We start from the raw sequence: 21,765 nt of genomic DNA on the forward strand, positions 1-21,765 counted from the left end.
CCGTGGCCGATATCAACGCATACGAGGGGCCCGCCGAGGCGGGCTTCGGCGACTATGTCGCGCTGCTGAAGCCGCGCGTCATGTCGCTGGTGGTGTTCACGGCCTTCGTCGGCCTGTGGATCGCGCCGCAGCCGGTCAACCCCTTCGTCGCCTTCTGCGCGGTGCTGTTCATCGCGCTGGGGGGCGGCGCCTCGGGCGCCCTCAACATGTGGTATGACGCCGACATCGACGCGGTGATGCGCCGCACGGCGGGCCGTCCGGTGCCCTCGGGCCGCGTGACCTCGGGCGAGGCGCTGGCGGTCGGCATCGCGCTGTCGGGCCTGTCGGTGATGATGCTGGGGCTGGCGGCGAACTGGTTCGCGGCCGGGTTCCTGGCCTTCACCATCTTCTTCTATGCCGTGGTCTACACGATCTGGCTGAAGCGCTCGACGCCGCAGAACATCGTCATCGGCGGCGCGGCGGGGGCGTTTCCGCCGATGATCGGCTGGGCCTGCGCCACCGGCGGCATCGGCATCGAGTCGCTCTTGATGTTCGCGCTGATCTTCTTCTGGACGCCGCCGCATTTCTGGGCGCTGGCGCTGTTCATGAAGGACGACTATTCCAAGGCCGGCGTGCCCATGCTGACCGTGACGCATGGCCGCAGGGTGACGCGCTGCCACATCTTCGCCTATACGCTGGTGCTGGCGCCCTTTGCGATCTGGCTGGGCTTCACCTCGGTCGGCGGGCCGCTCTACCTGGCGGTCTCGGCGGTGCTGAACGTGCTGTTCATCGCCGGCGGCTGGCAGATCCTGCGCCGCGACGAGGACCAGGCCCAGGCCGACGGCTACCGGGTCGAGAAGCGCTATTTCCGCCTGTCGCTTTACTACACCTTCCTGCATTTCCTGGCGCTGCTGGTCCAGCATTGGATCGGGGGGTGGTGATGCTGCCCCAGGTCGAACACGAGCTGCACAAGCGCCGCCGCAGCCGCAACATCGGGCTGCTGGTCGTGCTGCTGGCCTTCGTGGCGCTGGTCTTCGGGCTCTCGGTGGTCAAGATCACCCAGGGCGACATGATGCAGGGCTATGACCACCGCCCGCGCGCCTCGATGCTGCCGCAGGATCCCGATCCGCCGGCGGCCAATGCCGCGCCGGTCGCGGCGCCGGGCACGCCGGCGGCCAACCAGGAGGCAGGCGAATGAGCGGGCAACCGAGGTCGAACGGCCGCACCGTGGCCATGCTGGCCGGCGTCGTCGTGCTGATGGGCGCGCTTTCCTGGGCGGCGGTGCCGTTCTATTCCTGGTTCTGCAAGGTGACGGGCTTTGCCGGCACGACCAACGTGGCCGAGGCCGCCTCGGATACCGTGCTGGAGGAAAAGATCCGCGTGCGCTTCGACGCCAATGCCGACAGCAACCTCGGCTGGACCTTCCGTCCCATGCAGCGCGAGATGGAGCTGAAGATCGGCGAGAACGCCATCGCCTTCTACGAGGCGATCAACAATACCGACCAGCCCGTCACCGGCACCGCCAGCTATAACGTGGCGCCCGATGCGGCCGGTTATTTCTTCAACAAGATCGAGTGCTTCTGCTTTACCGAGCAGACGCTGGCACCGGGCGAGCGGGTCGAGATGCCGGTCAGCTTCTTCGTCGATGCCGATCTGGTGAACGACCGCGACGCGGGCCGCATCCGCGACATCACCCTGTCCTATACCTTCCACCGGACCGATCCTCCCGCGCCCAAGCAGGCGGCGCTGGACGCGAAAACGGAACCGACCGTAAACTGAGCAACAAGAACCAGCAACAGCCGGGAACGCAGCCATGGCCCATGTAAAGAACCACGATTATCAGATCCTGCCGCCATCGATCTGGCCCTTCCTCGGCGCGATCGGCGCCTTCGTGATGCTGACTGGCGCGGTCGCCTGGATGAAGGGAATCACGGTCTTCGGGCTGCCGGTCGAGGGGCCGTGGATGTTCCTGATCGGCCTGGCCGCCGTTCTCTACACCATGTTCGGCTGGTGGGTCGATGTCGTGAACGAGGGCGAGTCGGGCGAACATACCCCGGTGGTGCGGATCGGCCTGCAATACGGCTTCATCCTGTTCATCATGTCCGAGGTGATGTTCTTCGTCGCCTGGTTCTGGGCCTTCATCAAGAACGCCATGTATCCGATGGGGCCGGACAGCCCGATCAAGGACGGCGTCTGGCCGCCGGAAGGCATCGTCACCTTCGACCCCTGGCACCTGCCGCTGATCAACACGCTGATCCTGCTGCTGTCGGGCGTCGCCGTGACCTGGGCCCACCACGCCTTCGTGCATGAGGGCGACCGCAGGACGACGATCAACGGGCTGATCGTCGCCGTGATCCTGGGCGTCTGCTTCACCGCGCTGCAGGCCTATGAATACAGCCACGCCGCCTTCGGCATGGCCGACACGGTCTATGCCGGCACCTTCTTCATGGCCACGGGCTTTCACGGCTTCCACGTCATCATCGGCACGATCTTCCTGTTCGTCTGCCTGATCCGCCTGATCAAGGGCCAGATGACCCAGCAGCAGCATGTCGGCTTCGAGGCCGCCGCCTGGTACTGGCACTTCGTCGATGTGGTCTGGCTGTTCCTCTTTGTCGTGATCTATATCTGGGGCCGCTGATCCCGACAGACATTTCCACGGCGCGGGGCAGATGTTCCCGCGCCGTTTGCTTTGGAGGCCCACCCATGCGCCGTTACCTGTTCCCGCTGATCGTCGGCGTGCTGGGCTGCGCCATCCTGGTCTCGCTGGGCGTCTGGCAACTTCAGCGGCTGGACTGGAAACAGGGGATGATCGCGCAGATCCAGCAAAGGATCGAGGGCGCGCCCGTGGCCCTGCCGGCCGCGGTGGACCCGTCGATGAAATACATGCCGGTGCTGGTCTCGGGCCAGACCACGGGCGAGGAAATCAACGTGCTGTCCGGCACGCGCGAGCTGGGCGGGGGCTACCAGGTGGTCTCGGCCTTCCTGACCGACGACGGGCGCCGGATCCTGCTGGACCGCGGCTTCGTCGACCAGGACCACAAGCGCGACCCGCGCCCGCCGGTGCGGCTGGAGGTCGCGGGCAACCTGCATTGGCCCGACGAGAAGGGCAGCGCCACGCCCGAGCCCAACCTGGCCGAGAACGTCTGGTTCGCCCGCGACGTGCCCGCCATGGCCGCGCAGCTGGGGACCGAGCCGATCCTGGTCGTCGCGGCCGAGGTTCGCGGCGACGCCCAGGGCGTGCAGCCGATCCCGGTCGCGGTCGAGGGCATTCCGAACAACCACCTGAGCTATGCCGTGCAATGGTTGATGATCGCTGCGGTTTGGGCAGGGATGACAGTGGCGCTGATCTGGCGTATCAGGCAGCGACAATACTAGGGGAGACGCGATGCGTTACGTTTCGACTCGGGGGCGGACTCCGGTCCTGGACTTCGAACAGGCGATGATGACCGGGCTGGCGCGCGACGGCGGGCTCTACCTGCCCGAGGCGATCCCGATGTTCTCGGCCGACGAGATCGCCCGCTTCGAGGGCCTGCCCTATGAAGAGGTCGCGCGCCGCGTCATCAGCCCCTTCGTCGGCGAAAGCTTCAGCGATGCCGAGCTGCGCGGCGCCATCGCCCGCGCCTATCAGGGCTTCGACCATATCGCCCGCGCGCCTCTGGTCCAGCTTGCGCCGGGCCATCACCTGCTGGAGCTGTTCCACGGGCCGACGCTGGCCTTCAAGGACTTCGCCATGCAGCTGATCGGCCAGCTGTTCCAGCTGGCGCTGGCGCGTTCGGGGCAGCGGGTCACGATCCTGGGCGCGACCTCGGGCGATACCGGCTCGGCCGCGATCGAGGCGTTCCGGGGCCTGTCGAACGTCGATGTGTTCATCATGTATCCGCATGGCCGCGTCAGCGAGGTGCAGCGCCGGCAGATGTCGACGCCCGCCGACACCAATGTCCATGCGCTGGCGATGGACGGCACCTTCGACGATTGCCAGGCGCGGCTGAAGGATCTGTTCAACGACCACGACTTCCGCGATGCGGTCGGGCTTGCCGGCGTCAACTCGATCAACTGGGCGCGGGTGCTGGCGCAGATCGTCTATTACTTCACCGCCGCCGTCAGCCTGGGCGCGCCGCGGCGCGAGGTGGATTTCACCGTGCCGACCGGCAATTTCGGCGACGTCTTCGCCGGCTCCATCGCCAAGGCCATGGGCTTGCCCATCGGCCGGCTGGTGGTGGCCACCAACCAGAACGACATCCTGCACCGGGCGCTGACTGGCGGCGAATACCGGGTGGGCACGGTCGAGCCCTCGATCAGCCCGTCGATGGACATCCAGGTCAGCTCGAATTTCGAGCGGGCGCTGTGGCTGGCCTATGACCATGACGGCATTGCCGTGTCGCGGCTGATGGACGAGCTGAAATCCGGCGGCTTCGCCATCAGCCAAGGCGCATTGCAGGCGCTGCGCGAGACCTATGTCTCGGGCCGCGCCTCGGAGGCGGAGACGACGGCGATGATCGCCACCATCCGCGCCGAGACCGGCGAGGTGATCTGCCCGCATACCGCCGTCGCCGTGAAGGTGGCGCGCGAGCATCTGCGGCCGGGCGTGCCGATGATCTCGCTCTCGACCGCGCATCCGGCGAAATTCCCCGACGCGGTCGAGGCCGCGACCGCCATCCGCCCGCCCCTGCCACCGCATATGGCGGACCTGTTCGAGCGCGACGAGCGCATCACCCGCATTGAAAACGACGCCGAGGCCATTAAATCGCTGATCCTTGAACGGAGAACAGTGTGAGCCAGATCCGCAACAGCATCCTTCCCAACGGGCTGCGCGTCGTCAGCCGCGACATGCCCGGCCTGCATTCCGCCGCCATCGGCATCTGGGTCAATGCCGGCTGCCGCGACGAGCGCGCCGAGCAGAACGGCATCGCCCATTTCCTGGAACACATGGCCTTCAAGGGCACCGCCCGGCGCAGCGCGCTGGAGATCGTCGAGTCGATCGAGAATGTCGGCGGCTATATCAACGCCTATACCTCGCGCGACGTGACCTCGTATTATGCGCGGGTGCTGGCGGGGGATGTGGAGCTGGCGCTGGACGTGATCTCGGACATCGTGATGAATCCGGTCTTCGACCAGCGCGAGATCGAGGTCGAGCGCGGCGTGATCCTGCAAGAGATCGGCCAGGCGCTGGACACGCCCGACGACGTGATCTTCGACTGGCTGCAAGAGGCGGCCTATCCCGACCAGCCCATGGGCCGCACCATCCTGGGCCCGGCCGAGCGGGTCAGCCGCTTCGACCGCGCCGACCTGTCGGGCTTCATCACCGAGCATTACGGCCCCGAGCGCATGATCGTCGCCGCCGCCGGTGCCGTCGATCACGACCGCATCCTGCGCCAGGTCGAGGCGATCTTCGGCGGCCTGCCGGCGCGCGCCCTGACCACCCGCGAGCCCGCCCGCTGGCAGGGTGCCGAGGCGCGCCGCGTCAAGGGGCTGGAGCAGGCGCATTTCGCGCTGGCCTTCGAGGGGCCGGGCTACCAGGCGCCCGATTTCTATGCTGCGCAGATCTGGACCTCGGCGCTGGGGGGCGGCATGTCCTCGCGCCTGTTCCAGAAGCTGCGCGAGGAAAAGGGCCTGTGCTATTCGATCTTCGCGCAGTCCGGTTTCCACGACGATACCGGCATGGTGACGATCTATGCCGGCACCTCGGGCGAGCAGATCGCCGACCTGGCCAACCTGACCGTGGACGAGCTGAAGCGTTCGGCCGAGGACATGACCGAGGCCGAAGTGGCCCGCGCCCGCGCCCAGCTCAAGGCCGGGCTGCTGATGGGGCTGGAAAGCCCGACCGGCCAGGCCGAGCGCATGGCGCGGTCGCTGGCGATCTGGGGCCGGGTGCCCGACCCGGCCGAGGTGGCGGAACGCATCGACGCCGTGACCGTGGCCGACATCCGCGCCCATGCCGAGCATCTGATCGCCCATGCCCGCCCGGCGCTGGCGCTTTACGGGCCGGTCGCCGGCGCGCCTTCGCGCGAGGTGCTGGCCGAAAGGCTTGCCGCCTGATGTTCTCGCGCCGCCGTCCGCCGCGCCTGGAAACCGAGCGGATGGTGCTGCGCCTGCCGGCGCATGCGGATTTCGCCCTCTGGGCCGGGCTGCGGGCCGAAAGCCGCGCCTTCCTGACCCCATGGGAGCCGGTCTGGGCGCCCGATCACCTGACCAAGCGCGGCTTTACCAACCGGGTCTATTGGGCGCAGCGTGCCAGCCGCAACGGCACGGCGCTGCCCCTGTTCCTGATCCGGCGCGACGGCGCGCTGCTGGGTGCGATCACGCTGGACAACATCCGCCGCGGCCCGGCGCAATCGGCGACCATCGGCTATTGGATCGGCCAGCCCTTTGCCCGGCAGGGCTATATGCGCGAGGCGATCGGCGCGCTCGTGCAGCACGCCTTCGGCGAGATGGACCTGAGCCGGATCGAGGCCGCCTGCCTGCCGGAAAACACCCCTTCGCGCGGTGTGCTTGAGCGTTCCGGCTTCAAATACGAGGGCGTGGCGCAAAGCTATCTCCAGATCAACGGGCGCTGGCGCAACCATGTGCTTTACGCCAACCTGCGCCACGACCGGCGCGGCAAGACCGAGGTGCGCTGATGCTGAACCCGGCCGATGACGCCCTGGCCGCGATGCTGCCCGCAGGCGTGTTGCGCGAGGTGACACCCGCCTACCTGGAAGAGCCGCGCGGCCGCTACCTGGGCCGGGCCGGGCTGGTTGCCGCCCCGCGCAGCACGGATGAGGTCGCCGCCGTGGTCCGCGCCTGCGCCGCGGCGCGCGTGGGCATCGTGCCCCGCGGTGGCGGCACCGGCCTGGTCGCGGGCCAGGTCATGCCCGACGGCCCTGCGGCGCTGATCCTGTCGCTGGAACGGATGACGGCGCTGCGCGGCATCTGGCCCGAAGAGAACGTGCTGGTGGCCGAGGCCGGCATGACCCTGCAAGCCGTGCGCGACGCGGCCGAAACCGCCGGCCGGCTGTTCCCGCTGTCGCTGGCCAGCCAGGGCACCGCCGCCATCGGCGGCTGCCTTGCGACCAATGCCGGCGGCGTCACCGCGCTGCGCTATGGCACGGCGCGGGCGCTCTGCCTGGGGATCGAGGCGGTGCTGCCCGACGGCTCCGTGGTGCACGACCTCAAGCGGCTGCGCAAGGACAATACCGGCTATGACCTGCGCGACCTCTTGATCGGGGCCGAGGGCAGCCTGGGCATCATCACCGCCGCCAGCCTGAAGCTGGTGGTGCCGCCGCCGAACATCGGCACCGCCATGCTGCAGGTGCCCGGCCCCGAGGCGGCGCTGACCCTGCTGTCGCTGGCCGAGGGGCGCATGGCCGGCGGCGTCACCGCCTTCGAGCTGATCGGCGGGCAGGGGCTGGCCTTCCTGGCCGAGGTGCTGCCCGAGATCCGCCAGCCCTTGCCCGGCGCCGAATGGTCGGTGTTGGTCGAGGTCGGCCTGCCCGAGGGGCTGCCCCCCGAGGCGGCGCTGGAGGGGCTGCTGGTGGACGCGATGGAGCGCGGCCTCGTCACCGACGGGGTGATCGCGCAATCGGGTGCGCAGGCGGCGGGCTTCTGGCACCTGCGCGAACATATCCCCGAGGCGAACCGCCGCATCGGCGCCGTCGCCAGCCACGACATCAGCCTGCCTCTGTCCGAGATCGCCGGCTTCATCCGCGACGCCGGCGAGCGGCTTGCGGGCGAGGGGCTGCGGATCAACTGTTTCGGCCATCTGGGCGACGGCAACCTGCATTACAACCTGTTCCCGGCGCCAGGTCGCAGCCGTGCCGAATACGACGACCGGCGCAAGACGCTGTCCGAGCTGGTGCATGGCATGGTGGTCGCGCGCGGCGGCTCGTTCTCGGCCGAGCATGGCGTCGGGCGGCTGAAGGTCGGCGACCTGGAGCGCTGGGGCGATCCGGCGCGACTGACGGCGATGCGGGCGATCAAGGCGGCGCTTGATCCGCTGGGGATCATGAATCCGGGCGCGGTGCTTTCAGCAGCGGGCTGAGCGCCATGCGCAGGTGGTCCAGATAGGCCGTCAGCCGCGGCGGCATGAAGGGCTGCGGCAGATACAGCGCCTGGATGTCCAGCTGCGGCCGCAGGAAATCGGGCAGCAGCCGTTCCAGCCGGCCCTCGGCCAGGTCGCGGGCGACGACGAAGCTGGGGATCATCGCGATCCCCTCGCCCTCCAGCACCAGGTGCCGCACCGCCTGGGCGCTGTTCACGGTGATGCGGCCGGGCAGGGGGACGCTGACCGCCTTGCCATCCACCAGGAAGACGGCGCGGCCGGGGTTCTGTGCATTGCTGTCGCGGATATTCGCATGGTCGCGCAGATCCTCGGGCCGGGCGGGGCGGGGATGCGCGGCCAGATAGGCGGGGCTGGCGACGGCCCAGGCCTCGGTCTGGCCGATGCGGCGGGCGATCAGGCTGGAATCGGGCAGTTGGCCGATGCGCAGCGCCAGGTCGAAGCCCTCGGCCGCCAGGTCGACATAGCGGTCCGACAGGTTCAGGTCGATCTCGACCCCCGGATGCGCGCGGGTGAAATCGCGGGTCAGGGTGGTCGCGAACATCTCGCCGAAGGTCACGGGCGCGGTCACGCGCAGCCGGCCGGCCAGCGCGCCTTCCTCGGCATGGGCCTGGGCGTCCAGTTCCTCGACCGCGGCCAGCACGCGGCGCGCGGCGGCCAGGTAACGCTCGCCCGAGGGGGTCAGCGACAGGGCGCGGGTGGTGCGGTGCAGAAGCGTGACCCCCTGCTGCCCCTCCAGCGCGGCGACATATTTGCTGACCAGCTTGTTCGAGATCCCCAGCCGCTCGCCCGCCCGCGTGAACGAGCCGGCATCGACCACGGCGACAAAGGCGCGGATGCCGTCGATCCTGTCCATCGCAATCTCCATGTCGGCGATAATATTTCCATGAATATGGCCGTTTTCGCGACAATCGCCAAGGGCTATCTGAGGACCAGCGAACAGTTCAAGGAAACGCATCATGACCGACCTCAGCCATGGCGGCACGACCGCCGCCACGCGCAATGCCGACATTGCCGCCTTCATCCTGCGGGTCTCGACCGGCCTGTGGTTCCTGGTCCACGGGCTGACGAAGCTGCTGGTCTTCACGCCCGCCGGCACGGCCGGCTATTTCCAGTCCATCGGCCTGCCGGGCGTGCTCGGCTACCTGACCATGCTGGCCGAGATCCTGGGCGGGCTGGTGCTGGTCGCCGGCCTGTTCACCCGCCAGGTCGCGCTGGTCCTGGCCGCCGTCCTGCTGGGCGCGGCCTGGTTCGGCCATGGCGGCAACGGCTTTGCCTTCGGCAATCCCGGCGGCGGCTGGGAATATCCGGTGCTTTGGGCCGTCACCATGGTCGCGCTGGCGCTGCTGGGCGACGGGGCCTGGTCGCTGGGCAAGCGCCGCTGATCCGGGCGCGAAACGATCTTGCGGCGGCCGGCCTTCGGGCCGGCCTTTCCTTGCGCGCATGGCTGGGTTGATTTGTCAGTCCTGCGCGATGGCTCTAATCATCGCCCGAGTTCCAGGGAGGCCGCCATGACCGAGGATTACCTTCACCGCATCCGCCACAAGGCCCTGCGCCAGCGCGTGGTCGGCGCCGACCAGGCCGCCAGCCTGATCCGCGACGGCATGGTGCTGGGCATGTCGGGCTTTACCCGTGCCGGCGAGGCCAAGGCCGTGCCCCTGGCGCTGGCCGAACGCGCCCGGCGCGAGCCGCTGAAGGTGACGCTGATGACCGGGGCGTCGCTTGGCAACGACCTCGACAAGACCCTGGCCGAGGCGCATGTGCTGTCGCGCCGCATCCCCTTCATGTCCGACCCGGCCCTGCGGCGGGCGATCAATGCGGGCGAGGTGATGTATATCGACCAGCACCTGTCCGAGACGGTCGAGCAGCTGCGCACCGGACAACTGCCGCCGGTGGACATCGCCATCGTCGAGGCGGTGGCGATCACCGAGACCGGCGGCATCGTCCCCACCACCTCGGTCGGCAATTCGGCCAGCTTCGCGCTGCTGGCCGAGAAGGTGATCGTCGAGATCAACCTGAGCCAGCCCGAGGCGCTGGAGGGGCTGCACGACATCTATATCCCGACCTATCGCCCGACGCGCACGCCGATCCCGGTGGTGACGCCGGAAAGCCGGGTCGGCTTCCCCTTCATCCCGGTCCCGCCCGAGCGTATCGCGGCCATCGTGATCTCGACCAAGCTGGACAGTTCCTCGACCATCCACGACCCGGACGCCGAGACCCGCGCCATTGCCGGCCACCTGACCGAGCTCCTCAAGCACGAGGTGGCGCGCTCGCGCCTGCCCAGCCACCTGCATCCCTTGCAGGCCGGCATCGGCACCATCGCCAATGCGGTGCTGCACGGCTTCATCGACAGCCCGTTCCACGACCTGACGATGTATTCGGAAGTGCTGCAGGATTCGACCTTCGATCTGATGGATGCGGGCAAGATGGTCTTTGCCTCGGGCTCGTCGATCACGCTTTCGGCGGCGAAATACCGCGACGTGATGGCGCGGTTCCACGAGTTCAAGCCCCGGCTGGTGCTGCGCCCGCAGGAGATCTCGAACCACCCCGAGGTGGTGCGGCGGCTGGGGCTGATCTGCATCAACACGGCGCTGGAATTCGATCTTTACGGCAACGTCAACTCGACCCATGTCATGGGCACGCAGATGATGAACGGCATCGGCGGCTCGGGCGATTTCGCGAGGAATGCCTATCTGTCGGTCTTCGTCACCAAGTCCATGGCCAAGGGCGGGGCGGTGTCGTCGGTGGTGCCGATGGTCAGCCATGTCGACCATAGCGAGCATGACGTGGACATCCTGGTGACCGAGCAGGGGCTGGCGGACCTGCGCGGGCTGGCGCCGCGCGAGCGGGCGCGGGTGGTCCTAAAGAATTGCGTGGCGCCGGAATGGCGCGACGGGCTGGAGGATTACCATGCCCGCGCGCTGGCGCGGGGCGGGCATACGCCGCATCTGGTCGAGGAGGCGCTGAGTTGGCACGACCGGCTGCGCCGGACCGGCAGCATGAGGCCGGAATGAGGCAAACGCGCCCGGCCGATCCTGCGCGGGCGCGTTGCGTGTCAGGCGGTGGCGGGGGCTCTGCCCCCCGCCGATCCGACCCCTCGACGGGGTCGGATCGGCGTCCCCCGGGGTATTTTCACAACAAAGAAGATCACCAGGCCGGGATGACGGCGCCCTGGTATTTCTCTTCGATGAACTGCTTCACCGCCGGGTCGTGATAGGCCTCGACCAGTTGCTTGGCCCAGGGTGCGTCCTCGTTCCCCTTGCGCACGACGATGATGTTGGCATAGGGGCTGTCGGGTTTTTCCATGGCGATGGCGTCCTCGTTCGGGTTCAGCCCGGCATCCAGCGCATAGTTGGTGTTGATGATGGCGATGTCCGCATCGGCCAGCGCGCGCGGCAGCTGGGCGGCGTCGAGTTCCAGGAACTTCAGGTTCTTCGGGTTCCCGATCACGTCGAGCGGCGAGGGGGTGAGGCCGGTGTCCTCGGCCAGGGTGATCGCGCCCTTGTCCTGGAGCAGCAGCAGCGCGCGGCCGCCGTTGGTGGGGTCGTTCGGGATCGCGACCTTGGCGCTCTCGGGCAGTTCGTCCAGCGATTTCAGCTTGTCGGAATAGACCCCCATCGGCGTGGTGATGGTCTTGGCGATGCTGACCAGATCGAAGCCGCGGTCCTTGATCTGGTTGTCCAGATAGGGCTGGTGCTGGAAGCTGTTGGCTTGCAGGTCGCCATCGGCCAGCGCCTGGTTCGGCACGACGTAATCGGTGAATTCGACGATGTCGATGGTCAGGCCCTTGTCCTTGGCGACCTTGGCGACCTCTTCCATGATCTCGCCATGCTCGCCCGGCGAGACGCCGACCTTGATTTCCTCGGCCGCGGCCAGGGTCGCGGAGAGGGCGAGCGCCGAGGTCAGGGCGGCAAGGCTGAATTTGCGCATGGGTCTTGGTCCTTTCAGGTTATCGGCCCCGGTTGCGGGGCGCGCGCTTGTCGAAACGGGCGGCGATCCATTCGCCGGCCGATTGCACCAGTTGCACCAGCACGATCAGGATCACCACGACGGCCAGCATCACCTCGGGCATGAAGCGCTGGTAGCCGTAGCGGATGCCGAGATCGCCCAGCCCCTCGCCGCCGACGGCGCCGACCATGGCCGAATAGCCGATCAGGCTGACCACGGCGAGGGTCAGGCCCAGGATGATGCCGGGCATCGCCTCGGGGATCAGCACCTTGCGCACGATCTGGCCGGGCGTCGCGCCCATGGCGCGGGCGGCCTCGATCAGCCCGGCATCGACCTCGCGGATGGCGGTTTCAATGAGCCGGGCGATGAAGGGGGCGCTCGCGATGGTCAGCGGCACGATGGCCGCGGTGGTGCCGATCGAGGTGCCGGCGATCAGCCGCGTGAAGGGGATGATCGCCACCACCAGGATGATGAAGGGGGTCGAGCGTGCGGCGTTCACCACCAGTCCGAGGACGGTGTTCAGCCAGGGCGCCGACAGCAGCTCGCCCCGGCGCGAGGTGGCCAGGAACACGCCCAGCGGCCCGCCGATCAGCGTGCCGAGCAGGGTGGAGAGGGCGACCATGTAGAGCGTCTGCAGAGTTGCCTGCCACAGGATCGGGATCAGGTTAGCCGACATAGCCAAGCACCTCGGTCAGAAGCCCGTGTTCCTCGAGGAAGCGGCGCGATTCCTCGAGCCGCGGGGCGGGCAGGGCGACGATCAGGCTGCCGAAGGGCCTGGTGCCGATCTCTTCGATGGCGCCGGCCAGGATGTTCACGCTGACCCCGCGTTCCGAGGTCAGACGTGCCAGCATCGGGTCGGTGGCATGGCTGCCGATGAAGGTGATCTGCACCACCGCCTCGGCCTCGGGGGCCTGGGGCGCGTCCCGCATCTGGCCGGCGACGAATTGCGGCACGGCAACGCCGGTCACGCCGGTCAGGAACGAGCGCGTGGTGGGATGGGCGGGTTTCGAGAAGACCGCGTAGGTCTCGCCCGCCTCGACGATGCGGCCGCCCTCGATCACCGCCACGTGGCTGCAGATGTCGCGCACCACCGCCATTTCATGGGTGATGAGCAGGATGGTCAGGCCCAGGTCGCGGTTGATGGCCTGCAGCAGGTCCAGCACCTGCCGCGTGGTGTCGGGGTCGAGCGCCGAGGTCGCCTCGTCCGACAGAAGCACGCGCGGCCCGGTCGCCAGCGCGCGGGCGATGCCGACGCGCTGCTTCTGCCCGCCGGACAGCTCGGCCGGGTAGCGGCCGGCCTGGGCGGTGAGGCCGACGCGCTCGATCAGCTCGGTGACGCGGGGGGCGATCCTGGCGCGTTCCTCGCCGGCGATCTCCAGCGGCAGGGCGATGTTCTCGGCCACGGTGCGGCTGGCCAGCAGGTTGAAATGCTGGAAGATCATGCCGACCTCGCGCCGGATCCGGCGCAGGCTGGCATCCGAGGCGGCGCCCATGTCGCGCTCGTTCACGATCACCTTGCCGGCGCTGGGGCGTTCCAGCCCGTTCACCATGCGCAACAGCGTCGACTTGCCGGCGCCGGACCGGCCGATGATGCCGGTGATCGCGCCCTGCGGCACGTCCAGCCAGATGTCGTGCAGCGCCACCACGTCGCTGCCGCCCTTCTGCGGATAGCGGCGCGTCACGCCCTGGAATGAGATTGCCGGCCCTGTCATCGCCCCTGCCTTGAATGTCAGGCGAGACCTATGCCCGCCGGGCCGGGCTTGGCAAGGGGCAGGTGCCCGGCAAAAGGGCAATGCCATTCCAAACCGGAGGGTTCGGATGGAATGGCGTTCCTTTCGCCGGCGTTACGCTGCGGAAAGCGCGGCGATGATCGGGCCGAAATCCTCGGCCTTGAGGCTGGCGCCGCCGACCAGCGCCCCGTTCACATGCGGGATGGCAAAGATCTCGGCCGCATTGCCGGGCTTGACCGAGCCGCCATAGAGCAGGGCGAAGTCGGCGCCGTCGGCGAAGCGCGCGGCCAGGCGGTCGCGCATCAGGGCGTGGACCTCGGCGATCTGGTCGTTCGTGGGGGTGCGGCCAGTGCCGATGGCCCAGACCGGCTCATAGGCGATCACCGTGTTCGCGGCCGTCGCGCCATCGGGGACGGAACCGGCAAGCTGGGCCGAGATCACGTCGAGCGTCTGGCCGGCGTCGCGCTGCGCCTCGGTCTCGCCGACGCAGATCACCGCGACCAGGCCCGCCTGATGCGCGGCGACGGCCTTGGCGGCGACCTGGGCGTCGGTTTCGGCATGGTCGGTGCGGCGCTCGGAATGGCCGAGGATCACATGGCTCGCGCCCGCGTCCTTCAGCTGCGCGGCGGCGATGTCGCCGGTATGGGCGCCCGAGGTCCTGGCGTGGCAATCCTGGCCGCCGGTGGCGATGCGGCCTTGCGCGCGGGCGGCCATGGCATGGACCAGGGTGGCGGGGGGGCAGATCAGCACATCGCAGCCCGGTGCCGGATGATCGGCCAGCAGCCGGTCGATCTCGGCCAGCGAGGCCAGGGTTCCGTTCATCTTCCAGTTGCCGGCGGCGAGTTTGCGCGGGGCCATCTGCCTCTCTCCCTTTTCATGGACTGACAGGGGATTAGGCCGGGGATTTCGCGCGATCAAGACGGCTGGGCGATGTGGGCGCTAACTTGCGGCAAAAAGGCTCAGGCTTTGGCGGCCGAGCCCTCCAGCGGGGTGAAGCTGACCGATTCGCCGCAGCCGCAGCTGTCGGTGACATTGGGATTGCGGAACTTGAAGCCGGATTCCAGCAGGCCGGATTCATAGTCGATCTCGGTCCCGAACAGGAACATCTGCGCGGTGGGGGCGATCAGCACCCGCGCCGCGCCCTGCTCGACCACCTCGTCGCCGGGGGTGGCGGTCTCGGCCAGCTCCATGGTGTATTCCATGCCGGCGCAGCCGCCCTTCTTCAGGCCGATGCGCAGCCCGCTGGCGGATTTCTGGGCCATCAGCCGGGCGATCTGCCGCTCGGCCGCCTGGGTGATGGTCACGGGGGATTTGCCGGGGATCGAAAACATCTCGGGCCCTTTTCTGTTCGCTGTTTCTCATTTAGGAGCATCGGGGCTGCCGCTCAAGGGGTGCTTGACTCCGGGCACGGGGCGGCTATAAGCGCCGCTTCATTGGTGTTGGTGGACCCCGCAAGGGGAATCCTGTCGGGCAATATGCCAAAGGACAACGCCCTTCGAGAACATAACATAAAGAAGGAGATCAGCGATGACCAAACGCACCGCTGCCAAGTACAAGATCGACCGCCGCATGGGCGAGAACATCTGGGGCCGCGCCAAGTCGCCGCTCAACCGCCGCGAATACGGCCCCGGCCAGCACGGCCAGCGCCGCAAGGGCAAGCTGTCGGACTTCGGCACCCAGCTGCGCGCCAAGCAGAAGCTCAAGGGCTATTACGGCGACCTGACCGAAAAGCAGTTCCGCCGCATCTACGCCGAGGCCGAGCGCGTCAAGGGCGACACCGGCGAGAACCTGATCGGCCTCTTGGAGCGCCGCCTGGACGCGGTGGTCTATCGCGCGAAATTCGTGCCGACCATCTTCGCCGCCCGCCAGTTCGTGAACCATGGCCATGTCGAGGTGAACGGCAAGCGCGTGAACATCGCCTCGTATCGCGTCAAGGAAGGCGACGTGATCTCGATCCGCGAGCGGTCGCGCCAGCTGGCCATCGTGCTGGAATCGGTCGGCCTGGCCGAGCGCGACGTGCCGGACTACCTGGAAGTGGACCACAACAAGATGACCGCGAGCTTCGTGCGCACTCCGGCCCTGGGCGACGTGCCCTATGCCGTGCAGATGGAGCCGAACCTGGTCGTCGAATTCTACGCGAAGAACTGATCCCTTCAGGATCGCAGGAATTCCGGGCCGTCCCTTCGGGGGCGGCCTTCGCTTTTCCGGCGCCGTCGCAGGGAGTATTTGAGGAACGAAGAAGCCTGTGGGCCTGCCGGTGTGGCCGGCGGAGTATTTGGAAAACGGTGCAGCGCCGCGCCGTTCACAATCGGGCAAGCGCGGGGCGAGCGGCTTGCATGGCGACGAAACATTCTGGCAAATCGGCACGCAGGGCAGATATGGGGAAGGCGATGCGCGGGCTGGTGGTGGCTTTGATCGGGGCGATGGGATTGCCTGCGCCGGCGGGCGCGCAGGAGAATCCGGCCAGGGACGAGCGGCTCTGGACCTGCGAGACCTCGATCGCCGGCGAGCGGACAGCGATCAATTATCTCCGCGATGACGAGTTCCGCGCGAATGTCGGCCGGTTGGAGAAGAATTTCTCCGGTTGGGGACGGATCTCCTGTCCCGGCTACGTCACCCTGCGCGAGATCCTGCGGCGCAACCAGATGGCGGACGACGGCAGCTATTGCCTGCTCTGGGACAAGCAGCACGACACCTATATCGGCGCGCAGAAGGGGCCGCGCAAAGGGAATGCGTTATGCCGCAAGACCTTTTGCGAACGGGTGAACACGGCGCGGCAGGCGACCTTCCGCAATGCCAATGCGCTGGCGGTTGCCGGCTATGACGCGGTGACCCAACGGCCCGGCGCCACGATCCTGGCCGCGACCTCGGGGCAGATGGTCGGCACGCTCGAAGCGGCGGGGGCAGCGGCGATGGGCATGGCGGCCTCGCCGGTAGCGGTGGGTTCGCTGGTGATCGGTTCGGCCGCCGTGGGCGGAAGCCTGTGGTATTGCACCGAGGAATAGGCTCGCCGCCGCCGGGCGCGGCATCCGCCTTCACCGTCCTGCAAATACTCCGCCGGCCATCCCGCCAGGCCCCAGGCTTCTTCGTTCCTCAAATACTCCCTGCGACGGCGCCGGAAAAGCGAAGGCCGCCCCCGAAGGGACGGCCCGTCATTCCTGGCCTCCGGCATTCCTGGCCGATGGCCCTGGATCAGGCTTTCGCCAGGTTGCGCAGCACGTAATGCAGCACGCCGCCGTTCTCCAGGTATTCGATCTCGACCTCGGTATCGACGCGGGCCTTGAGCTGGATCACCTTCTCGCTGCCATCGGCATAGCGGATGGTGCAGGCGACCTGCGACAGCGGCTTGAACTCGCCCGCCAGCCCGTCGATCGAGATCACCTCGTCGCCCTTGAGGTTCAGCGTCTTGCGGTTCTCGCCGCCGGTGAACTCGAAGGGGATCACGCCCATGCCGACCAGGTTCGAGCGGTGGATGCGCTCGAAGCTTTCGGCGATGACCGCCTTGACGCCCAAGAGGTTGGTGCCCTTGGCCGCCCAGTCGCGCGACGAGCCGGCGCCGTATTCGACCCCGCCGAAGATCACCAGCGGCGTGCCCTGCGCCTGATAGGCCATCGAGGCGTCGAAGATCGAGGTCTGCTGCCCGTCCGGGCCCAGGGTATAGCCGCCCTCGACCCCGTCCAGCATCTCGTTGCGGATGCGGATGTTGGCAAAGGTGCCGCGCATCATCACTTCGTGGTTGCCGCGGCGCGAGCCGTAGCTGTTGAAGTCCTTGGGCGCGACCTGGCGCTCGGTCAGGTATTTGCCGGCCGGGGTGGTCGGCTTGAACGAACCGGCGGGCGAGATGTGGTCGGTGGTGATCATGTCGCCCAGGATTGCCAGGATGCGGGCGCCGTCGATATTGCTGATCTGGCCCGGATCCTTGGACATGCCGCGGAAATAGGGCGGGTTCTGGATATAGGTCGAGGTCGGCGGCCAGTCATAGGTCTCGCTGTCGGTGATCTCGACCGCCTGCCAGCGCTCGTCGCCCTTGAACACGTCGGCATATTTCTTCTGGAAGGCCTCGCGCGTCACGGTGGCCTCGACCAGTTCCGCGACCTCCTGCGAGGTCGGCCAGATGTCCTTGAGGTAGACGTCCTTGCCCTCGGGCGTCTGGCCGATCGGATCCTTGGTCAGGTTGATGTTCACGTCGCCGGCGATGGCATAGGCCACGACCAGCGGCGGCGAGGCCAGGTAGTTCGCGCGCACGTCCGGCGAGATCCGGCCCTCGAAGTTGCGGTTGCCCGACAGCACGGCGGTGGCGACCAAGTCGTTGTCGTTGATCGCCTTGGAGATCGCCGCATCGCCCAGCGGCCCCGAGTTGCCGATGCAGGTGGTGCAGCCATAGCCGACCAGGTTGAAGCCGATGGCGTCCAGGTCTTCCTGCAGGCCGGCGGCCTCCAGGTATTCGCCCACCACCTGCGAGCCGGGGGCCAGCGAGGTCTTGACCCAGGGCTTGCGGGTCAGGCCGAGCGCGCGGGCCTTGCGCGCCACCAGGCCGGCGCCGATCATCACATAGGGGTTCGAGGTGTTGGTGCAGGAGGTGATCGCCGCGATCACCACCGAACCGTCGCGGATGGCATAGTCCTTGCCCTCGACCGCCACGCTCTTGCGCACGTCGGTGCCCGAGGTGGCGACCACGCCGCCGCCTTCCTCGACCATCTCCTCGGCCGCGGCCGACATGTCTACGCCGCGATATTCGGCCACGGTCTTGTAGAAGGCGCGGGCGGCAAGGTTCAGCGGCGTATAATCCTGCGGACGCTTCGGACCCGAGATCGCGGGGACGATGTCGCTCATGTCCAGGTGCAGCGTGTCGGTATAGACCGGCTCGTAATCCGCGCCGCGCCAGAAGCCGTTCTCTTTGGCATAGGCCTCGACCAGGGCGATGCGGTCCTCGTCGCGGCCGGTGTTGCGCAGGTAGCGCAGCGTCTCGGCGTCGATGGGGAAGAAGCCGCAGGTCGCGCCGTATTCGGGCGCCATGTTGGCGATGGTGGCGCGGTCGGCCAGCGGCAGGTGGTCGAGCCCCTCGCCGTAGAACTCGACGAACTTGCCGACGACGCCCTTCTTGCGCAGCATGGCCACGACCTTCAGCACCAGGTCGGTCGCGGTGGTGCCTTCCATCATCTTGCCGGTCAGCTTGAAGCCGACGACCTCGGGGATCAGCATCGAGACGGGCTGGCCCAGCATCGCCGCCTCGGCCTCGATCCCGCCGACGCCCCAGCCCAGCACGGCCAGGCCGTTGACCATGGTGGTGTGGCTGTCGGTGCCGACCAGCGTGTCGGGATAGGCGACGGTCTCGCCCGCCTGGTCGGTGTCGGTCCAGACGGTCTGGGCCAGGTATTCCAGGTTCACCTGGTGGCAGATGCCGGTGCCGGGCGGCACCACGCGGAAGTTGTTGAACGCCTTCTGACCCCATTTCAGGAAGGTGTAGCGTTCCAGGTTGCGTTCATATTCCAGCTCGACGTTGCGCTGGAAGGCGCGGGGGTTGCCGAAATCGTCGATCATGACCGAGTGGTCGATGACCAGGTCCACCGGGTTCAGCGGGTTGATCTTTTGCGCGTCGCCGCCAAGCGCCTTGATGCCGTCGCGCATCGCGGCCAGGTCCACCACCGCCGGGACGCCGGTGAAGTCCTGCATCAGCACGCGGGCCGGGCGATAGGCGATCTCGCGCGGGTTCTGGCCGCCTTGCCGCGCCCATTCGGCGAAGGCCCTGATGTCCTCGACGCTGACCGTGCGGCCGCCGTCCTCGAAGCGCAGCAGGTTTTCCAGCACCACCTTGAGCGAGGCCGGCAGCTTCGAGAAATCGCCCAGGCCGGCCTGGGTGGCGGCGTCGATCGAGTAATAGGCATAGCTCCGAGAGCCCACCTGAAGCTGGCGGCGCGTCTTGGCGGTATCGGTTCCGGTTTCGATGGGCATGGACTCGGCTCCCTATCCTTGAAAAAGGTGGCTGAATGGCGGTGCTGCCTGCCATTTGCCCCTTTTCGGCATGGGGTTCAAGAGGGCGGGGCAGGCTTTGTATGCCATTGTATGCCAAATTTTCGCTGCGGCGGCAAGATGTGGGTTTTCCATCACGGTCACGCTGCGGGAACGGGGCACTAACAAAGCATTGATTTGTCGTTCCCCGGCGCGGCGGTTTAGCTGTTGCGGATCGAAGGGGCCGGGAAAACGGGCGACATGACGGCAAGGCGCATCAAGACGACGGCTTGGGGACAGGGGCGGAAGGCGGCGATCCTGCCGGGGCTGGCCTGCGCCCTGTGGGTGCTGCTGGGCGGATTTGCCGCGCCCGCCTTGGCGCAGGACGCAGGCGGGGCGGCGGCCCCCGATCCCGCAGCGGCGAGTGCCGCGGCCCCATCGCCCCAGGGGCCATCCTCCGGGACCGGCGGCGATGGGGCCGCCTTCGCGCCCCTGGCCCCGCCCGCCGCCCTGTCCGAATCCGCCCTGTCCGAAGATGAGGACGACGGCATCATCGGCCTGATCGAGGCGCCCGAGGGCGCGCCGGGCGTTCCCGCCGAGGGCATGCCGCCGGTCATCGACCCCGGCGCGCTGGCCGCCTCGGCCATGGTTTCCTTTGCCGAGGTGCAGCCGCGCGCCGGCATGATGGGCCCCATCGGCCACCCGCCGGTGGTGGTCGAGCTTTTCACCTCGCAGGGCTGCTCGTCCTGCCCGCCGGCGGACGAGCTGCTGGCCGACCTGGCCGACCGCGAGGATGTCCTGGCGCTGTCCTGGCATGTCGATTACTGGGACTATCTGGGCTGGGCCGATGAATTCGCCCGCCCCGAATTCACCCGCCGCCAGCAGGTCTATGCCCACCAGGCCGGCGAGCGCGCGATCTATACGCCGCAGATCGTCGTCGGCGGCACCGATACGCTGATCGCGCTGCGCCCGGCCGAGCTGATGGGCCTGCTGCAGACCCAGATGGCGCGGCCTGCGCCGGTCATGGTCTCGTCCAGCCAGGGCAAGGATGGCTTTCGCATCGAGCTGACGCCGCGCGGCGCCATCGCCGACCGGGTGGCGATCATCCTGGTGCGCTATGCGCCGCAGCGGCGGGTGGCGATCAAGGCCGGCGAGAACCGCGGCATCGCGCTGGAATACCGCAACGTGGTGCTGGCGGCCGAGCGCATCGCCGAATGGGACGGCCGCACGCCGCTGCGCATGACCGTCCGCCGCGACAGCCAGAACAGCGCCGATTTCCCGGCCGATACCCGCCATGCCATCCTGGCGCAGGAACTGGGGCGGGGCGATGCGCGCTCGGCCAGCGGGCCGATCCTGGCCGCGATCCGGCTGGACTGAACCGCGCCTGCGCCGCCCCGGCTTGCGCCGGCGCAGGCTCCGGGGCAAAACCCGGCCCGTGCCGCAGACGATCATCCCAGACAGGAGCCTCCCTTGACCGAATCGCGCAAGATCGCCCCCTGGCTCAAGGCCGCATTGGAATTCGGCCCGCTGATCCTGTTCTTCCTGGTCTTCATGCGCTTTCGCGACCAGACCGTCAGCCTGGCGGGGCGGGACTATTCCGGCTTCATCCTGGCCACGCTGGTCTTCGTGCCGGTGCTGGCGCTCAGCACGCTGGCGCTGTGGCGGCTGACGGGCAGGCTGTCGCCGATGCAGATCGCGACGCTGGTGCTGGTCGTGGTCTTCGGCGGGTTGTCGGTCTGGCTCAACGACCCGAAATTCTTCAAGATGAAGCCGACGATCATCTACCTGATCTTTGCGGGCCTTCTGGGCGCCAGCCTGGTCCTGCGCCGCAACTGGCTGGAGCTGGTCCTGTCCGAGGCGCTGCCGATGAACGCCGAGGGCTGGCGCATCCTGACCCTGCGCATGGCGCTGCTGTTCCTGACCCTTGCCGCGGCGAACGAGGCGGTCTGGCGGCTGATGTCGGAAACCGCCTGGGTGAACTTCAAGACCTTCGGCCTGCCGGCGATCATGGTGGTCTTCTTCGTCGCCAACGCCCGCCTGTTCGAGCGCCACGCCCAGCCCCGCGACGGCGAATAGCGCCGGCTGCACCCTTGCATGGCTGGCCGGGCGGGTTTAACCCGAATC

Annotated in this window: 22 protein-coding genes; 15 read left to right on the forward strand and 7 right to left on the reverse strand. The window is 67.9% G+C overall.

The window, feature by feature from the left end:
- The first annotated feature begins 2 nt into the window (after positions 1 to 2).
- From cyoE to E3U26_RS19715, 9 genes are all read left to right on the forward strand, one after another.
- The gene (cyoE, locus tag E3U26_RS19675; RefSeq protein ID WP_036756869.1) at positions 3 to 920 is read left to right on the forward strand and encodes a heme o synthase; all 918 of its coding nucleotides are present in this window, start codon (positions 3 to 5) and stop codon (positions 918 to 920) included.
- Positions 920 to 1,177, forward strand: a complete 258-nt coding sequence (locus E3U26_RS19680; protein ID WP_036756965.1) for a cytochrome c oxidase system small membrane protein — start codon at positions 920 to 922, stop codon at positions 1,175 to 1,177. The genes cyoE and E3U26_RS19680 overlap by 1 nt, the downstream gene beginning before the upstream one ends.
- Positions 1,174 to 1,758 carry a cytochrome c oxidase assembly protein gene (locus tag E3U26_RS19685; RefSeq protein WP_072460818.1) on the forward strand — a complete coding sequence of 195 codons (585 nt, stop codon included), beginning with the start codon at positions 1,174 to 1,176 and terminating at the stop codon, positions 1,756 to 1,758. The genes E3U26_RS19680 and E3U26_RS19685 overlap by 4 nt, the downstream gene beginning before the upstream one ends.
- Positions 1,759 to 1,792: 34 nt before the next feature.
- Positions 1,793 to 2,617 carry a cytochrome c oxidase subunit 3 gene (locus E3U26_RS19690; RefSeq protein WP_072460817.1) on the forward strand — a complete coding sequence of 275 codons (825 nt, stop codon included), beginning with the start codon at positions 1,793 to 1,795 and terminating at the stop codon, positions 2,615 to 2,617.
- A gap of 65 nt (positions 2,618 to 2,682) precedes the next feature.
- Complete coding sequence (locus E3U26_RS19695) at positions 2,683 to 3,354, forward strand: SURF1 family protein (RefSeq protein ID WP_499107358.1); 672 nt, start codon at positions 2,683 to 2,685, stop codon at positions 3,352 to 3,354.
- Between the two features lie 10 nt (positions 3,355 to 3,364).
- The gene (gene thrC / locus E3U26_RS19700; protein ID WP_499107360.1) at positions 3,365 to 4,753 is read left to right on the forward strand and encodes a threonine synthase; all 1,389 of its coding nucleotides are present in this window, start codon (positions 3,365 to 3,367) and stop codon (positions 4,751 to 4,753) included.
- Positions 4,750 to 6,015, forward strand: a complete 1,266-nt coding sequence (locus E3U26_RS19705) for a M16 family metallopeptidase (RefSeq protein ID WP_072460814.1) — start codon at positions 4,750 to 4,752, stop codon at positions 6,013 to 6,015. Before thrC ends, E3U26_RS19705 begins: the two co-directional genes overlap by 4 nt.
- Positions 6,015 to 6,596, forward strand: coding sequence for a GNAT family N-acetyltransferase (locus tag E3U26_RS19710; RefSeq protein WP_036756879.1), 582 nt, complete (start codon positions 6,015 to 6,017; stop codon positions 6,594 to 6,596). The genes E3U26_RS19705 and E3U26_RS19710 overlap by 1 nt, the downstream gene beginning before the upstream one ends.
- Positions 6,596 to 7,996 (forward strand): FAD-binding oxidoreductase, encoded by a 1,401-nt coding sequence (locus E3U26_RS19715; RefSeq protein ID WP_499107362.1) that lies wholly within the window; start codon positions 6,596 to 6,598, stop codon positions 7,994 to 7,996. Before E3U26_RS19710 ends, E3U26_RS19715 begins: the two co-directional genes overlap by 1 nt.
- On the opposite strand, the gene E3U26_RS19720 is transcribed toward E3U26_RS19715, so the two are convergent.
- Positions 7,959 to 8,870, reverse strand: coding sequence for a LysR family transcriptional regulator (locus E3U26_RS19720; RefSeq protein ID WP_499107364.1), 912 nt, complete (start codon positions 8,868 to 8,870; stop codon positions 7,959 to 7,961). The two genes, E3U26_RS19715 and E3U26_RS19720, sit on opposite strands and share 38 nt — an antisense overlap.
- A 103-nt stretch (positions 8,871 to 8,973) precedes the next feature.
- On the opposite strand from E3U26_RS19720, the gene E3U26_RS19725 reads away from it, so the two are divergent.
- Together E3U26_RS19725 and scpC are read left to right on the forward strand one after the other, a co-directional pair.
- Positions 8,974 to 9,399 carry a DoxX family protein gene (locus E3U26_RS19725; RefSeq protein ID WP_499107365.1) on the forward strand — a complete coding sequence of 142 codons (426 nt, stop codon included), beginning with the start codon at positions 8,974 to 8,976 and terminating at the stop codon, positions 9,397 to 9,399.
- 126 nt (positions 9,400 to 9,525) lie between these two features.
- The gene (gene scpC, locus E3U26_RS19730) at positions 9,526 to 11,028 is read left to right on the forward strand and encodes an acetyl-CoA hydrolase/transferase family protein (RefSeq protein WP_499107366.1); all 1,503 of its coding nucleotides are present in this window, start codon (positions 9,526 to 9,528) and stop codon (positions 11,026 to 11,028) included.
- Positions 11,029 to 11,161: 133 nt separating this feature from the next.
- Here scpC and E3U26_RS19735 read toward each other — a convergent pair whose 3' ends face one another.
- From E3U26_RS19735 to E3U26_RS19755, 5 genes are all read right to left on the reverse strand, one after another.
- Complete coding sequence (locus E3U26_RS19735; RefSeq protein WP_499107367.1) at positions 11,162 to 11,944, reverse strand: MetQ/NlpA family ABC transporter substrate-binding protein; 783 nt, start codon at positions 11,942 to 11,944, stop codon at positions 11,162 to 11,164.
- 19 nt (positions 11,945 to 11,963) lie between these two features.
- Positions 11,964 to 12,638: a methionine ABC transporter permease gene (locus E3U26_RS19740; protein WP_114534911.1), complete on the reverse strand. Its 675-nt coding sequence runs from the start codon at positions 12,636 to 12,638 to the stop codon at positions 11,964 to 11,966.
- Positions 12,628 to 13,674 (reverse strand): methionine ABC transporter ATP-binding protein, encoded by a 1,047-nt coding sequence (locus E3U26_RS19745; protein ID WP_499107368.1) that lies wholly within the window; start codon positions 13,672 to 13,674, stop codon positions 12,628 to 12,630. Before E3U26_RS19745 ends, E3U26_RS19740 begins: the two co-directional genes overlap by 11 nt.
- A gap of 132 nt (positions 13,675 to 13,806) precedes the next feature.
- Positions 13,807 to 14,550 carry a triose-phosphate isomerase gene (tpiA, locus tag E3U26_RS19750; protein WP_036756903.1) on the reverse strand — a complete coding sequence of 248 codons (744 nt, stop codon included), beginning with the start codon at positions 14,548 to 14,550 and terminating at the stop codon, positions 13,807 to 13,809.
- A 101-nt stretch (positions 14,551 to 14,651) separates the two neighbouring features.
- Complete coding sequence (locus E3U26_RS19755) at positions 14,652 to 15,023, reverse strand: HesB/IscA family protein (protein WP_072460807.1); 372 nt, start codon at positions 15,021 to 15,023, stop codon at positions 14,652 to 14,654.
- A 196-nt stretch (positions 15,024 to 15,219) separates the two neighbouring features.
- On the opposite strand from E3U26_RS19755, the gene rpsD reads away from it, so the two are divergent.
- Entirely contained in the window at positions 15,220 to 15,840 is a 621-nt protein-coding gene (rpsD, locus tag E3U26_RS19760) for a 30S ribosomal protein S4 (RefSeq protein ID WP_036756914.1), read from the forward strand.
- A gap of 242 nt (positions 15,841 to 16,082) precedes the next feature.
- Positions 16,083 to 16,697 carry a hypothetical protein gene (locus E3U26_RS19765; RefSeq protein ID WP_072460905.1) on the forward strand — a complete coding sequence of 205 codons (615 nt, stop codon included), beginning with the start codon at positions 16,083 to 16,085 and terminating at the stop codon, positions 16,695 to 16,697.
- Between the two features lie 187 nt (positions 16,698 to 16,884).
- On the opposite strand, the gene acnA is transcribed toward E3U26_RS19765, so the two are convergent.
- Positions 16,885 to 19,644, reverse strand: a complete 2,760-nt coding sequence (gene acnA, locus E3U26_RS19770) for an aconitate hydratase AcnA (RefSeq protein ID WP_036756917.1) — start codon at positions 19,642 to 19,644, stop codon at positions 16,885 to 16,887.
- A gap of 258 nt (positions 19,645 to 19,902) precedes the next feature.
- On the opposite strand from acnA, the gene E3U26_RS19775 reads away from it, so the two are divergent.
- A complete protein-coding gene (locus tag E3U26_RS19775) occupies positions 19,903 to 21,018 on the forward strand; it encodes a DUF1223 domain-containing protein (RefSeq protein WP_243784657.1) in 1,116 nt (371 codons plus the stop codon).
- Between the two features lie 93 nt (positions 21,019 to 21,111).
- Positions 21,112 to 21,717, forward strand: coding sequence for an inner membrane-spanning protein YciB (locus E3U26_RS19780; protein WP_036756925.1), 606 nt, complete (start codon positions 21,112 to 21,114; stop codon positions 21,715 to 21,717).
- Positions 21,718 to 21,765 lie beyond the last annotated feature (48 nt).

Source organism: Paracoccus ferrooxidans, assembly GCF_029909815.1.
Taxonomy (GTDB): Bacteria; Pseudomonadota; Alphaproteobacteria; order Rhodobacterales; family Rhodobacteraceae; genus Paracoccus; species Paracoccus versutus.

Bases quoted from the DNA above. Each gene is read 5' to 3' on its own strand.
- E3U26_RS19680 (WP_036756965.1), top strand. From the start codon at position 920: ATGCTGCCCCAGGTCGAACACGAGCTGCACAAGCGCCGCCGCAGCCGC.
- E3U26_RS19685 (WP_072460818.1), top strand. From the start codon at position 1,174: ATGAGCGGGCAACCGAGGTCGAACGGCCGCACCGTGGCCATGCTGGCC.
- E3U26_RS19690 (WP_072460817.1), top strand. From the start codon at position 1,793: ATGGCCCATGTAAAGAACCACGATTATCAGATCCTGCCGCCATCGATC.
- E3U26_RS19695 (WP_499107358.1), top strand. From the start codon at position 2,683: ATGCGCCGTTACCTGTTCCCGCTGATCGTCGGCGTGCTGGGCTGCGCC.
- thrC (WP_499107360.1), top strand. From the start codon at position 3,365: ATGCGTTACGTTTCGACTCGGGGGCGGACTCCGGTCCTGGACTTCGAA.
- E3U26_RS19710 (WP_036756879.1), top strand. From the start codon at position 6,015: ATGTTCTCGCGCCGCCGTCCGCCGCGCCTGGAAACCGAGCGGATGGTG.
- E3U26_RS19715 (WP_499107362.1), top strand. From the start codon at position 6,596: ATGCTGAACCCGGCCGATGACGCCCTGGCCGCGATGCTGCCCGCAGGC.
- E3U26_RS19720 (WP_499107364.1), bottom strand. From the start codon at position 8,870: ATGGACAGGATCGACGGCATCCGCGCCTTTGTCGCCGTGGTCGATGCC.
- E3U26_RS19725 (WP_499107365.1), top strand. From the start codon at position 8,974: ATGACCGACCTCAGCCATGGCGGCACGACCGCCGCCACGCGCAATGCC.
- scpC (WP_499107366.1), top strand. From the start codon at position 9,526: ATGACCGAGGATTACCTTCACCGCATCCGCCACAAGGCCCTGCGCCAG.
- E3U26_RS19735 (WP_499107367.1), bottom strand. From the start codon at position 11,944: ATGCGCAAATTCAGCCTTGCCGCCCTGACCTCGGCGCTCGCCCTCTCC.
- E3U26_RS19740 (WP_114534911.1), bottom strand. From the start codon at position 12,638: ATGTCGGCTAACCTGATCCCGATCCTGTGGCAGGCAACTCTGCAGACG.
- E3U26_RS19745 (WP_499107368.1), bottom strand. From the start codon at position 13,674: ATGACAGGGCCGGCAATCTCATTCCAGGGCGTGACGCGCCGCTATCCG.
- tpiA (WP_036756903.1), bottom strand. From the start codon at position 14,550: ATGGCCCCGCGCAAACTCGCCGCCGGCAACTGGAAGATGAACGGAACC.
- E3U26_RS19755 (WP_072460807.1), bottom strand. From the start codon at position 15,023: ATGTTTTCGATCCCCGGCAAATCCCCCGTGACCATCACCCAGGCGGCC.
- rpsD (WP_036756914.1), top strand. From the start codon at position 15,220: ATGACCAAACGCACCGCTGCCAAGTACAAGATCGACCGCCGCATGGGC.
- E3U26_RS19765 (WP_072460905.1), top strand. From the start codon at position 16,083: ATGCGCGGGCTGGTGGTGGCTTTGATCGGGGCGATGGGATTGCCTGCG.
- acnA (WP_036756917.1), bottom strand. From the start codon at position 19,644: ATGCCCATCGAAACCGGAACCGATACCGCCAAGACGCGCCGCCAGCTT.
- E3U26_RS19775 (WP_243784657.1), top strand. From the start codon at position 19,903: ATGACGGCAAGGCGCATCAAGACGACGGCTTGGGGACAGGGGCGGAAG.